A 14937-nucleotide genomic window follows, 5' to 3' on the forward strand; every position below is an offset into this window, starting at 1 on the left:
TCTATTTATAATAATTACGAAACCAAACCTTCTGCCATTCTCTTTTTAAAATCAAAAACGCAACTTGCTCGGCAAGAATTACCAAATCTGATCCATCAAGTTGTTTGATTTCGTTTTCAGGAACATCAATAATGTAAAGCAGATTCAAATATTCAGCAAATTTGTACTGAATCATTCTGTAGATTTTTTCGTGAAGCTGAATTTTTAATTCTTCAGGAGAAATGCTTAACGGAAAATCGATTCCTTCATTAGCCAGATTAAAATCTTTATTAATCTGCTCAATTAAGTTTAGATATAAAGTCTCTGCCTGCGCTTGCGCTAATAATGATTCGGTATTTACGGGTGCTACAAACATAATTATTTTAGATTTTAGACTTTAGATTGTAGATTTACTGAATACTGACACTGAAAACTGAACACTAAACTTTACGTCCCATTAAATTTTCGCCGAAAGTTCTTAAGACGTCTTTCTTTTCGGCATTAATTTCCATTTTTTCTAAAGTTTCAAAAGCTTTTAAAGTATACATTTCGATAGCATCTTGTGTTGTTTTTGAAGCTCCTGATTCGTTGAAAATAGCTTTTGCAGTTTCTATCTTTTCAGTATTATTTTCTAATTGCAAAGTAAATAACTGCTCTAGTTCTGAAGCTTTTTCTTTAGAAGAAAACTCCAAAGCTTTTAGGTATAAATAGGTTTTTTTGTTTTCAATAATATCGCCACCAACTTGTTTTCCAAAAGTTTCCGGGTCTCCAAAAGCATCCAGATAATCATCTTGTAACTGGAAAGCTAAGCCTAAGTTTAATCCGAAATCATAAATTAAATCGGCTTCATTTTCAGATGTTTTGGCTACAATCGCGCCCATTTTCATGGCGGCGGCAACTAAAACAGCTGTTTTGTATTCAATCATTTTAAGATATTCAGGGATTGTAACATCTTTACGAGTTTCAAAATCTACGTCCCATTGCTGCCCTTCGCAAACTTCAAGAGCGGTTTTGCTGAATAATTTTGCTAGATTTCTAAAGACATTTGGTTCGTATTGTTCAAAGTATTGATAAGCCAAAATCAGCATGGCATCTCCGGAAAGAATTCCGGTATTTAGATTCCATTTTTCGTGAACCGTTACTTGTCCTCTTCGCAAAGGCGCATCATCCATTATATCATCATGAACAAGTGAGAAATTATGAAAAACCTCTACAGCCATAGCTGCGGGAAGGGCAACGGAATAATCAGTATCAAAAACTTCTGCGGCCATTAAAGTTAAGACGGGACGGATGCGTTTTCCTCCAAGTCCTAAAATATATTCGATCGGCTCATAGAGGTTTACAGGTTCTTTATGAATGTTTTGTTTTTTTAAATAATCAATAAAAAAATCCTGGTACTGACTAATATCGTGCATAAAATGAAATTCTGATTTACGAGCTTCAAAGATACAATTCAATTATGAATTATTGGTTTCTAAATTTTAAATGCTTTAAAAACTTAAAATATTTACGCGAAAGGAGCTAAGAATGAATTTGTTAATTTTTTTTGAAAAAAACTTGGAAACTTTTTTGGTATTTATAGTTTCCTGTTTATATTTGCAGCGTTGAATGGAAACTAAGAACACTGTAAAAGTTTCCATATCGATTTTGAGATATTATAAACTCATTAAAATCAGTTATTTATGAAAACAACATGGACCTTAGATTCTACACAATCAGATGTTTTAATTAAAATGAGACATTCGATAATTGCTTATTTGGGAGGAACAACAAACAAATTTGGCGGTTATGTGAGTCTTGAAGATAATGAAATTGAAGATGCTTCGGTTGAATTTTCACTGGATATTAATAATAAAACCGAAAGCTTTCAACAAATTGATACTAATTTACAGCTTCAGGATTTTTTTGATGTAGATGAACATCCTATCATTAGTTTTAAATCGACTTCATTTCAAAAGATAAATAACAATATTAATTTCTTCAAAGGAGATCTAACGATAAAAGATGTAACACGAGTGGTTGAACTTGATGCAGAATTTATTGGAGTAAATACGTATAACGGAGAGAAAAAAGTGGCTTTCGAAATTAAAGGCGATATCAAACGTCAGGACTTTGGGTTAGACTATAATTCATTTCATCACAATGGAGGTCTGGCTCTTGGAAAAGATATCAAATTAATCGCTAATCTGGAATTTAGCATATAAATCTTACATAATTATTAATTTAATGTAAAATTATTACAAATATCATGGAAACTATTTTTTTAGATTTTAGTTTCCTAACTATATTTGTAAGAGAATTGAGAGAATTAAAATGAAAGAGAAAATAATAGCAAAAGCAAGTGAACTTTTTTTAAAGCTTGGTTTTAAGAGTGTTACAATGGATGATATTGCAGGAGAAATGTGTATTTCAAAGAAAACGATTTACAAATATTTCTGTAATAAAGAAGTTTTGATTGAAGAGAGTACTTCAATGGTTCATAGCCAGGTTCACGAAATTATGGACACCATTATAGCTAAGAATTACAATGCGATTCATGAGAATTTTGAAATTAGGGAAATGTTTCGAGATATGTTTAAAAATAATATTGATACTTCTCCAATTTACCAGCTGAAAAAACATTATCCTGAGATTTACCAAAATATCCTTTCAATAGAAATAGATCAATGTACACAGTGTTTTAAAGATAATATTGATAAAGGAATTCGAGAAGGACTTTACAGAAGTGATTTGAATGTAGAAGTGTATGTGAAGTTTTATTACACACTAATTTTTCATATTAATGAAAATACGGTTTCTGAAAGTGAAGCACAAAGAATAGAATTAGAAGCATTAGAATACCATACTCGTGCAATGGCTACTGAAAAAGGAGTCGAGGAGTTAGAAAAGCAATTAAAAAGAATCAATAATTAACCATTCCAAAATTAATCGTCATTTTTCTGTGTGAGGGTAAAAGAAACAATGACGGTCTCATCTCAAATTTAATAAATAGTAACACTTATGAAAAGAATCTTTCTTATAGTTTTGTGTACAATAGGCTTATCTGCCGCCGCACAAACCACTACTTTAACTCTGAAAGACGCGGTCAATTATGCGCTTCAAAATAAAGCTGATGCGAAAAAAGCAAAACTTCAGGTTGAAAACAGCGAATATAAAATTCAGGAAGTACGTTCAAGAGCGTTACCGCAAATCTCTGCGAACGGAAACTTAACATACAATCCAATTATTCAGACTACGGTTATTGATGGAGCAGGTTTTGGTCAGCCGGGAACTACAATCCAGGCAGCATTTGGTCAGACTTGGACTTCGACTGCAGGACTTTCTTTAACTCAGGCCATTTTTGATCAATCTGTTTTTACGGGATTAAAAGCAGCAAAATCTACTCGTGAGTTTTATCAAATAAACGATCAATTGACAGAAGAGCAAGTTATTGAGAGAGTTGCGAATAACTATTATTCTGTATATGTTCAGCAGGAAAGACTGATGCTTTTGGATAGTAATTATGTAAACACTACCAAAGTTCGCGATATTGTAAAAGGACAGTTTGATAACGGTTTGGCTAAAAAAATTGACTTAGATCGTATTGTCGTTAAAATGTCTAACATAGATACAGAACGCCAACAGATAAAAAATCAAATTACATTACAGGAAAATGCTTTGAAATTTTATATGGGTATGCCTATTGAAACTCAAATCGTTTTACCAAAAGAAGAATTTGAAGTAGTCCCAGCTGCTTTAACTCAAGAACCAAATATCGAAAACAGAACAGAATATCTGCTTTTGAAAAAACAAGAAGAGCTTTTGGTTTACAATAAAAAAGCAATGCAAGCAGGATATTACCCTACACTTTCATTAACTGCTGGTTACAATTATATCGGACAAGGTCCTGAATTTCCTTGGTTTGCAAAACCGGAAAAAGGAGTTTATTGGTCAGATTTCTCTGCAATTGGGTTAAACTTACACGTACCAATCTTTACAGGTTTTGGTACTCGTGCAAAAGTAAGACAAGCAGATGTCGAAATTAGATCTCTTCAGGAAGATATCAAAGACACTAAATTATCTCTTGATTTAGATTATAAAAATGCAATGGCACAAATCGATAATAATTTGGTGACAATTCAGAATCAGCAAGAAAATATGCGTTTAGCTAGTGAAATTCTTAGCAACACCAAAAACAATTATCTTCAGGGACTAGCATCTTTAACCGATTTGCTGGACGCAGAAAATGCATCACTTGAAGCTCAAAATAATTACACCAGAGCAGTTTTAAATTATAAAATTGCCGAAATATCTCTAATTAAATCAAAAGGCGAACTAAAATCTCTTACTAAATAACAAATTATTACAATGAAAAAAATAATTATAACAATCGTAATCATAGTCGTGGCTCTTGTCGGGATTAACTACATTTTAAATAAGAATAAGGCTGAAAATGAAGGTAAAACTGCCATTGTAGCAGAAAAAAATGCTGCAGTTTCTGTAAAAGTAGCAACTGTAAAAACAGAAGATGTAAATCTTGGTTTTACGGCAAACGGAAACTTTGCACCAATTCAGGAATTAACTTTCTCTGCTGAAAAATCCGGAAAAGTGATCAGCGTTTTAGTAAAAGAAGGTGATTACGTAAGAGTGGGACAAACTCTTTTAACAGTAAGAGGTGACGTAATCAATGTAAATGCTCAGGCAGCTGAAGCAGCATACCAAAATGCTAAATCTGATTATGCAAGATATGAGAATGCTTTTAAAACCGGTGGTGTTACAAAACAACAATTAGATCAGGCAAAATTAGCTTTAACAAATGCTCAGTCTAACTATACTCAGGCTAAAATTAATGTTGGTGATACAAGAGTAAAAGCTCCAATTAACGGATACATCAACAAAAAATATGTTGAGCCGGGATCTATTTTAGCAGGAATGCCAGCAACTGCTTTATTTGATATTGTAAATGTTTCTAAATTAAAATTAACAGTTACAGTAAACGAAAGCCAGGTAGCAAGTTTAAAATTAGGAAACACAGTAAACATTACTGCTAGTGTTTATCCTGATAAAACATTCTCTGGAAAAATTACATTTATCGCTGCAAAAGCAGATGCTTCTTTAAACTTCCCTGTTGAAATTGAAATTACAAATAATGCTAATAATGACTTAAAAGCAGGTATGTACGGAACAGCAAACTTTGGTTCAAACAACCAAAAACAAAACTTAAAAGTGGTTCCTAGAAATGCTTTTGTTGGAAGTGTGAGCAGTAACGAAATCTTCGTAGTAGAAAATAAAGTAGCAAAATTGAAAAAAGTTGTTGCGGGAAGAATTTTAGGAGATAAAGTTGAAATCATTAATGGTTTGAATGATGGAGATGTAGTAATTACTACAGGTCAGATCAACTTACAAGACGGAAATACAGTAGAAATTATTAAATAAGAGTAATTAGTTATTAAGGGAATTAGTCCATAGTCCTTAGTTTTTTAGTGCCTAGAATTAGGTAACATTAAAAAACGAGGAATTAAAACTAAGGACTAGGAACTAAAAAACTAAGGACTTAATAAAAAAACATATGAAATTAGCCGAAATATCCATAAAACGTCCGTCGTTAGTAATTGTATTGTTTACAATTCTGACTCTAGGTGGATTGTTCAGCTATAGCCAGTTAGGCTACGAGCTGATTCCGAAATTCGAAACCAACGTAATTACGGTTTCAACTGTATATCCTGGAGCTTCTCCAAGTGAGGTTGAAAATACTGTTACCAAAAAAATTGAGGATGCAATTGCCTCTCTGGAAAATATAAAGAAAATTGATTCGAAATCTTATGAGAGTTTATCTGTAGTATCGATCACATTGACATCAAATGCGAATGTTGATATTTCGATGAACGATGCACAGCGTAAAATCAACGCAATTTTGAGTGATTTACCAGACGATGCCGATCCGCCGTCATTAACTAAATTCTCTTTGAGTGATTTACCAATTATGACGCTAGGAGCGAATGGTAAAATGGACGAAGCACAATTTTACGATTTGATTGATAAAAAGATTGCTCCAATTTTATCTCGTGTATCAGGGGTTGCTCAGGTAAACATTATTGGTGGTCAGGAGCGTGAGATTCAGGTAAACCTTGACGCTGTAAAAATGCAGGGTTACGGACTTTCAGTTCCTCAGGTTCAGCAGACTATTTTGACATCTAACTTGGATTTCCCAACGGGTAACATCCAGACTCGTAATCAAAAAATCTTAATCCGTTTAGCGGGTAAATATAAAAACGTTGAAGAATTAAGAAACTTAGTAGTTTCTTCTCAAAACGGAATTCAGGTTCGTTTAGGAGATATCGCTGACGTTCAGGATACACAAAAGATCGCAGAGAAAATCGCGCGTGTAGATCAAAAAAGTGCCATTGTACTTCAAATTGTAAAACAATCGGATGCGAATGCCGTTGCGGTAAGTGAGCAGTTGATTAAAACAGTTAAAACTTTAGAACAGGATTATAAATCGGTTCAGTTAAAATTAGAAGTTGCAAAAGACAGTACTGTATTTACGCTTGAAGCAGCAGATTCTGTTGTACATGACTTGTTAATTGCAGTTATTCTGGTAGCATTTGTAATGTTGTTCTTCCTGCACAGTATTAGAAACTCATTGATCGTAATGGTATCTATTCCTGCTTCTTTGATCGCAACATTTATTGGTATTTATTTGTTAGGTTATACACTTAACTTAATGTCTTTACTTGGTTTATCTCTTGTAGTTGGTATTCTTGTGGATGATGCGATTGTGGTATTGGAAAACATTTACCGACACATGGAGATGGGTAAAAGCCGAATCCGTGCCGCTTATGACGGAACTGCCGAGATTGGTGCAACCGTAACTTCGATTACATTAGTAATTGTGGTGGTGTTCTTACCAATTGCAATGAGTACCGGATTGGTATCGAACATTATTACACAATTCTGTGTTACGGTAATTATTTCTACGATGTTCTCATTATTGGCTTCGTTTACAATTATTCCGTGGTTGTCTTCTCGTTTTGGAAAATTGGAGCATATTGAAGGTAAAAACCTTTTTGGAAGAATTATTCTTGGATTTGAAAGTTACTTAACTCGTTTTACTGACTGGGTATCGAACTTACTTAACTGGTGTTTAGATCACTATATTAAGACGATGGGAGTTATTTTGGTATTGTTCTTTGGTACAATCTTCTGGTTAATGGGAGGTGGTTATATTGGAGGAGAGTTCTTCGCATCATCTGATAGTGGTGAGTTCTTAGTACAAATTGAGATGCCAAAAGATGCTTCGTTGGAGCAAACCAACTTTATGACGCAAAAAGCAGAAGCTTTCTTAAAAGGAGAAAAATACGTTTTCAGTCAGATTACAACAGTAGGTCAAACCAGTGAAGGTTTAGGAGCAGCGCAGGCTACAGCTTACAAAGCAGAGATCGACGTTAAAATGATCGAGCAAAAAGATCGTACGGATGATGCTAACGTTTATGCAGCTAAAACAAAACGTAAACTGGAGAAAATATTAGTTGGTGCTAAAGTAAAAACAGTGCCTGTAGGTATCTTAGGAACGGCAGAAGATGCGACTTTAGGTTTGATCGTAACAGGTCCGAACGTAGAAAGTGCCATGAAATTTGCAAAAATGGCTGAAGCTGAATTACGTACCATTCCTGGAACAACGGAGATTAAATTAACAGTTGAGGACGGAAACCCGGAAATCAACGTTCAGGTTGACAGAGATAAAATGGCTGCTTTAGGATTGACGTTGCAAACAGTTGGTTTAACAATGCAGACTGCTTATAGCGGTAATACTGATGGTAAATACAGAGCTGGTGAATACGAATATGATATCAACATTAAATACAACGAATTTGATAGAAAAAACATCACAGACGTTAGTAACCTGATTTTCATAAACAACGCAGGTCAGCAGATTAAATTAAACCAATTTGCTACCATTACTGAAGGTTCAGGACCAAGTAAATTAGAGCGTAGAGATAAAACAGCTTCTGTAACGGTACAAGGTCAGAATGTTGGGGTACCAGCAGGAACAATTGTTCAGCAATGGCAGGCAAAATTAGATAAATTGCAAAAGCCAACAGGAGTTAATTACATCTGGGGTGGTGACCAGGAGAACCAATCTGAAGGATTTGGTACTTTAGGAATCGCATTATTAGCAGCTATTATTTTGGTTTACCTTGTAATGGTTGGATTGTATGACAGTTTCGTTCACCCGTTTGTTGTATTGTTTGCTATTCCGCTTTCGTTCATTGGAGTTTTATTTGCATTGGCATTGACCAATAATACTTTAAATATCTTTACGATTTTAGGGGTAATCATGTTGATTGGTCTGGTGTGTAAGAATGCGATCATGCTTGTCGATTATACGAATCAGCGAAGAGCAGCCGGAGAATCAATTAGAAACGCTCTTATTCAGGCTAACCACGCTCGTTTACGTCCAATCTTAATGACAACAATTGCGATGGTATTTGGTATGTTCCCAATTGCATTAGCATCAGGAGCAGGAGCAGAATGGAAAAACGGATTGGCTTGGGTAATTATTGGAGGTTTGATCTCTTCATTATTCCTTACGTTAATCGTAGTTCCTGTGATCTATGACATTATGGAGAAAATCATTAGAAAATTCTCTAAAGGAGAAAAAATCGATTACGAAGCTGAAATGGTTGCCGATTATGAGCATACAGAATTAAGCGAAGACGGTTTCAATCCGAAACACACTCATTAATAGTTTTAATTTTTGATAGTGAAATTTCGAACCCGAATTCGGAATTTCACAATAAAAAATCCCAAATTCCAATTGAAAGGAACTTGGGATTTTTTTATTGTTAATTGAAAAATCTGTTTATTTGCATCTCCTTACAAAAATAACTATGCTACAAAAAGACAAATCTGCAGCCATTGGTTTTATTTTCATAACCATGTTAATTGACATTACAGGATGGGGAATTATTATTCCTGTGATTCCAAAATTAATTGAAGAACTAATTCATGGAGACATCAGTGAAGCGGCAAAAATTGGCGGCTGGTTAACTTTCGCGTATGCGATAACCCAGTTTGTATTTGCTCCCGTAATTGGAAATTTGAGTGATAAATTTGGAAGAAGGCCAATCATCTTAATTTCACTTTTCGGATTTTCGTTAGATTATCTTTTATTAGCATTTTCACCAACCATTATCTGGCTTTTTATCGGAAGAATTATTGCCGGTGTAACCGGAGCAAGTATTACAACAGCGTCTGCTTATATCGCAGATGTAAGTACTGCTGAAAACAGAGCCAAAAACTTCGGATTAGTTGGAGCGGCTTTCGGATTAGGATTTATTATTGGGCCTGTAATAGGAGGATTGTTAGGACAGTACGGATCCAGAGTTCCTTTTTATGCAGCAGCTGTTTTGTGTATGGTAAACTTCCTTTACGGATTTTTCATTCTGCCGGAATCACTTAAAAAAGAAAACCGAAGACCTTTTGACTGGAAACGTGCTAATCCAATTGGAGCTATTTTAGGTTTAAGAAAACATCCTACTTTAATTGGATTAATTGCGGCAATTTTTCTATTGTACGTAGGTTCTCACGCCGTACAAAGTAACTGGAGTTTTTTTACTATTTACCAATTCAATTGGGATGAGAGAATGATTGGAATTTCATTAGGAATTATTGGATTATTGGTTGGCGTAGTACAAGGCGGATTAGTTCGTTTTATTAATCCTAAAATTGGAAATGAGAAAAGTATTTACATCGGTTTGGCTTTATACACAATTGGAATGCTGTTATTTGCTTTTGCAACAGAAAGCTGGATGATGTTTGTTTTTCTAATTCCATATTGTCTTGGCGGAATTGCCGGACCAGCATTACAGTCGGTTGTAGCGAGTAAAGTTGCACCAAGTGAGCAAGGAGAAATTCAGGGAACTTTAACTAGTTTAATGAGTGCTTCTTCTATAATTGGTCCGCCTATGATGGCTAATACATTCTACTTTTTTACTCATAATGATGCGCCTTTTAAATTTGCTGGCGCGCCATTTATCTTGGGAGGAGTTTTAATGTTATTGAGTACGATTGTTGCTTATTTTTCACTGAAAAAACATGCGGTTCCAAAAACTGATATTACAGAGTAATAAAAAATACTGAAATAAAAAAGCCTTCATAATCGAATATGAAGGCTTTTTTATTGTTCTTTTGAATTTACTATTCTTTAATAAATTTAACTGCTTTTTCCTTTCCGTCAGTTTTCACATTTAAAATGTACATTCCTCTCGGAAGATTAGACAAATCAATTTCAGAATGGGTGTTATTTATTTTTTTGAATAAAACAGATTGTCCTGAAACGGAGAAAATTTGAATATCGTCAATTATTGATTTGTATTGAATATTCAAAATATGTTTTACAGGATTAGGATAAAATCTGAAGTCCGCCAATTCAAAGTCTGGAGTAGAAAGAGAACCGTTTACTTTTGCGGTTACAGCAAGACGATTTTTACTTTCAATTCCATTTATGGTTTGAGAAGCGTAATAAGTAACACCATCAACTAAGATAGTTGATAAAGGTAAAGTAGTTTCGGCAGATTTACCTGTTTTTCCAGTTGTTGTAGCGCCCGGAGTACTGTACCATTTAATATTTTGACCATCAATAGTAAGATCACCCAAAGTCTGGCCTTGTTTGAATTCTACAGTTAAAGTGTTTTTTCCTTCAATTGAAGGAGCAGGAGGAGCTATAGTAACATCCATTAAAATACTGCATCTATTTGCATCTATAACATGCAATTTGTAAAGACCTGCTGGTATATTACTAAAAGTATTTGTGGTTTGTGATAATAATGTACCATTCTCGTTTTCCAAAGTATATGAGTACGGAGCATTTCCTCCCACTACAGTAGCAGTTAAGGTGTTTGGTGCGAGTTCAATATTTGCAATTAATGGCGTCGGTTCTTTTACTACAACTATAAAATAGTATTGACAAAAATTCTTGTCTTGTACTGATACTGTATAATTCCCTGGTGCTAAGTTTTCAAATGTGTCTAAAGTACTTGCTGGACTTCCGTTTATCGAATAAAGATGTTGACCTTCATTGTTATACGGTACAACTTTAATTTTTCCATCATTATTTCCAGCACAGCTTACATCTGTAACAACTGCAGTTGATCTAGTAGCAGAGTCGCTTAAGGTCATTGGTACTTGAGCTGTAACCGTGTTAAGGTCTGCATCACGTACTTTTACAGGATAGGTATAATTAGCAGTTAAACCAACAATTACATTTGATGAAGAATAAGTTTCTCCATTATTTAATGAATATTGATAAGGAGCTCTACCGCCTTTTGCAATTATGGTTATCCTTCCACGAAACGTACAAGTTACAGGATCTGCAAAAGTTGCTATAGTTAAGTTTGTTGATGACGAAGGCTCGATTTTTATTCCGGATATTTGGAAAGCACAACCTTTAGAGTCATTAATTATTGCTTTATAGGTGCCTGGGGCTAACTTTGTATATCGACCTGTTTGATCTGGGCCAAATTTAACACCATTAGCATCTTCAAGAGAATAACCGTATATAGTGCTTCCACCAGTTGCAGTTAGAACGATATTTTCTTCGTTAACAATTGTATAAGTTCCAGATAGCGGAGTAGGTTCAGATAAAATTAAAGGAGACGTTACAGCTATACATCCATTATTATCCTTTACAGTAATAGTATAGTTTCCAGCTTTCAGATTGAGAAAATATCTATTAGACTTAAAAGTTATTCCATCAATTGAGTATTGATAAGGTTGAGCTCCTCCTTTTGCCAAAGCGCTAATAAAGCCCGTATTATCGCCAGGACAATGGATGTCAGTTTCTATTGTTCCAGAAACGGTTAAAAGAGTTGTTTGAGCAACTGTCGCATTCAAATTGAAAACAGTATTTTGAGCATCTTTAACTTTTACCGCATAGTTTTTGGCATCTAAGTTTTCAAATAAGTTTGAAGAAACATAAGTTAAATCATCTAATGAATATTGATATGGCTTAACACCACCAATTGCCTCAATTTGTATTGATCCTCTTGGATTACTACACGTTATATTGGTTGCAGTAGCAGAGGCATATAATTCTGTTACTGGTATTACGTTTATGTTTGTTAAAGTTACACTACAAGCATTGGCATCAATTACTTTTACGGTATAAAGTCCAGTTGCTAAATTACTAAAGATATTACTGCTTTGAGGAGCTGCTACTTGTACTCCGTTTTCATTTTCAAGAGAATAAGAGTATGGAGCAGAACCTCCTGTGGTATTAACTGTGATATCTTGATTAAGGCCAACTTTTGCAGCTGCGTTTAGAGCATTTGGTTCTGTTATTACAACCGTTATCGTGGCCGTACACAGGTTCATATCTTGTGCTTTTATCGTGTAATTACCAGGGGCTAAATTCGAAAATGTATCGCGACCTTGTTGAACTCCGTTTAAACTATAACTATAAGTACCTGATCCGCCACTTGCTTTTACTGAAATAGTTCCATTTTTAAGGCCTTGACAGGTTACATTGGTCGCAATAGCAGTTATTGTAGGAGCTGAACCTACAGGGTTAATTGTAACAGAATGAGATGTTGTATTTAAGTCAGCATCGCGAACTTTGACAGCATAAGTGCCTGGTGTAAGCGAAGAAAAACTATTTGTTGATGAATAATTTGTTCCATTGTTTATTGAATATTGATAAGGAGTTTTACCACCCATTGCAGAAACAACTATTCTTCCTAAACTTAAACAACCAGCAGGATTGACAACTGAAACAGCAGATAATGCTGTAGATTGTGAAGCTTCAATTTTTATTCCAGATTGAGAAAAACGGCAGCCACTAGAATCTCCAAGTTCAAGAGTATAAAGTCCAGGAGGTAATTTAGTAAAAGCACCTACAGTTTCTGGACCATATTGAATTCCTGTTGTAGTATTGGTAATGTAATAAGTATAAAGGTTGCTGCCACCTGAAGCAGTTATAAATATATTTTGATCGTTAACAATTTGATATGTTGCAGTTAATGCAGGTGGCTCTGATAATGTAATTGAACTAACAGCAATACAGTTATTAGCATCTTTTGTAGTAATGTTGTAAGTACCTGCCTTTAGATTTAAAAAATATCTGCTAGACTGAAATGTCACTCCATTATCTATCGAATACGTATAAGGGCTTTTTCCTCCGCTTGGTGTCGAAAGAATGGTACCAGTTGATTCTCCATTACAAAAAACCGGAGTGTCTAATTTGGTAGAAAGTGTTAAAGGAGTTGATTGAATAACTGTACCAGAAAGAGAAACTCTTCCATTTTGTGCATCTTTAACTCTTATTGTATAAGTTTGAGGAGTTAAGTTATTAAATACATTTGAAGAAGTGTAATTGCCATAATCCAATGAATATTGGTACGGAGGAACTCCTCCAGTAACGACAACTTCAATTGATCCTTTAGGGTTATTGCATGTTATCGAGTTTACAGTTAAGTTAGCAATAATTGTAGATTGTTGAACATCGATATAAGATCTAGTAGCAAAACATCCTTTTGAATCGGTGACTTTAACTTGATAGGATCCAGCCGAAAGACCTGAAAAAATGTTAGAACTCTGCGGGCCTTTTAATATTGTACCATTATTATTGTGAAGAGAATAAGTATAAGAAGGATTTCCATTGGAAGCAGTAACTTTAATTTCTCCATTATTGTTATCAATGCCTGCATTTGTAACACTTTCAACTATATTCATTTGGCTAGTTTCTGGTACAAATATGTCAAATTTATCAGAACATCCTAACGCATCTATAACAGCTATTGTATAATATCCAGTAGTCAGATTACTAAAAATATTGCTTGATACCACTGGACCATTATCGATTTTATACGAATAAGGAGATCTTCCTCCAAGAGTTGAAATTTCTACTTTTCCATCAGTTCCTCCATAACAATTTGGAGCTGTAATAGTTTTTGTAAACTGGAGTGGTAAATAAGGTTCAATGTAAAGTGATGCTGTACTTGTTGTATTTAAAGCATCTTTTACCATTACAGTATAAGTACCAGCATATAAATTATAAAAAATATTGCCTGACTGATAAGGAACTCCGTTTACCGAATAAACGTATGGAGCTTTACCTCCAGCAGCAGTAATTGAGATTGTTGCCATATCCCTATTACAGCTTAGACCAGAAGTTATAGTTGTCGAAGAAGTTAAAGCAGGTAAAATAGTAACCGGAACAGAAGTTAAACAACCTTCAGAATCTGAAACTATGATATTATAATTTCCCTGAGCTAAATTTGAAAAGTAATTATTTGTCTGATAATTAACTCCGTCTACAGAATATTTATAAGGTTTTGTTCCTCCAATTGCAGTGACAAAAGTGTTTTGATTTGTTGTTGCTACGGTTGCTACTAAAGCAGCAGGCTCCGTAATAGTATAACTAAAAGAAGTCGTACAGTTAGTTACTTTATCTAAAACCCTAATATTATAAACCCCAGCAGGCAGATTATCGTAGTAATCCAAATTGGCAAAAGAACTTCCATTCAACGAATAGGAATAGGAATCACTTCCTCCTGTTGCTTTTATGGCTAAGGAGGTATTAGTTCCTTTACATAAAATTGGTTTGTTGGATGCAGTTACATTTAAAGAAGGCAATGTATTAAGATCTGCATAATTAACTGTAATTGTACCTTTATTATCAATTCGGCCGTAGATTTTTGTTGTACCTACAGCTCCTTTATAAACAGTTGGATTTACAATTGAATTAGTATTATTTAATGCATTATTTTCACTTAAAAAATAGGTGACAGTTGTTTCTGCAGGATTTAAATTGCCAATAAAGTTTGGCTTAAGTGTGGTTAAATTAAAGGGATCATTATTACACACAGTAACAGTGGTGACTTGCGCGTAAAATAGATTGGTTAATAAAATAAAAAGACAAAGTAGAGTTTTTTTCATACGGTTATATTTGTTAAAATAGCTCGACAAATATATAATGAA

At 34.3% G+C, this 14937-nt stretch carries 9 protein-coding genes; 6 read left to right on the plus strand and 3 right to left on the minus strand.

Translation table 11 applies throughout. The annotated features are described in order from the left end of the window. Position 1: 1 nt before the first annotated feature. On the minus strand, positions 2 to 355 hold the full coding sequence (locus ACFS3A_RS21500; RefSeq protein WP_379827620.1) for a hypothetical protein: 354 nt from the start codon (positions 353 to 355) through the stop codon (positions 2 to 4). Positions 356 to 419: 64 nt separating this feature from the next. Then, a complete protein-coding gene (locus ACFS3A_RS21505; RefSeq protein ID WP_379827740.1) occupies positions 420 to 1394 on the minus strand; it encodes a polyprenyl synthetase family protein in 975 nt (324 codons plus the stop codon). Between the two features lie 267 nt (positions 1395 to 1661). Here ACFS3A_RS21505 and ACFS3A_RS21510 point away from each other — a divergent pair, with 267 nt between their 5' ends. From ACFS3A_RS21510 to ACFS3A_RS21535, 6 genes are all read left to right on the plus strand, one after another. Next, positions 1662 to 2183: a YceI family protein gene (locus ACFS3A_RS21510; protein ID WP_109191406.1), complete on the plus strand. Its 522-nt coding sequence runs from the start codon at positions 1662 to 1664 to the stop codon at positions 2181 to 2183. Between the two features lie 109 nt (positions 2184 to 2292). After that, positions 2293 to 2892 carry a TetR/AcrR family transcriptional regulator gene (locus ACFS3A_RS21515; protein ID WP_379827621.1) on the plus strand — a complete coding sequence of 200 codons (600 nt, stop codon included), beginning with the start codon at positions 2293 to 2295 and terminating at the stop codon, positions 2890 to 2892. Positions 2893 to 2979: 87 nt separating this feature from the next. Beyond that, positions 2980 to 4314, plus strand: a complete 1335-nt coding sequence (locus ACFS3A_RS21520; RefSeq protein WP_379827623.1) for a TolC family protein — start codon at positions 2980 to 2982, stop codon at positions 4312 to 4314. Positions 4315 to 4326: 12 nt separating this feature from the next. Continuing rightward, entirely contained in the window at positions 4327 to 5394 is a 1068-nt protein-coding gene (locus tag ACFS3A_RS21525) for an efflux RND transporter periplasmic adaptor subunit (protein ID WP_379827624.1), read from the plus strand. A 133-nt stretch (positions 5395 to 5527) separates the two neighbouring features. Next, positions 5528 to 8704, plus strand: a complete 3177-nt coding sequence (locus tag ACFS3A_RS21530; RefSeq protein WP_379827625.1) for an efflux RND transporter permease subunit — start codon at positions 5528 to 5530, stop codon at positions 8702 to 8704. Positions 8705 to 8849: 145 nt separating this feature from the next. After that, the gene (locus ACFS3A_RS21535) at positions 8850 to 10088 is read left to right on the plus strand and encodes a TCR/Tet family MFS transporter (RefSeq protein WP_379827626.1); all 1239 of its coding nucleotides are present in this window, start codon (positions 8850 to 8852) and stop codon (positions 10086 to 10088) included. A 70-nt stretch (positions 10089 to 10158) separates the two neighbouring features. Here the strand turns inward: ACFS3A_RS21535 and ACFS3A_RS21540 are convergent, their stop codons facing one another. After that, on the minus strand, positions 10159 to 14895 hold the full coding sequence (locus ACFS3A_RS21540; protein ID WP_379827627.1) for a T9SS type A sorting domain-containing protein: 4737 nt from the start codon (positions 14893 to 14895) through the stop codon (positions 10159 to 10161). Between the last annotated feature and the right edge of the window lie 42 nt (positions 14896 to 14937).

The organism is Flavobacterium notoginsengisoli (assembly GCF_042686225.1).
In the GTDB taxonomy this organism is placed as follows: Bacteria; Bacteroidota; Bacteroidia; order Flavobacteriales; family Flavobacteriaceae; genus Flavobacterium; species Flavobacterium notoginsengisoli.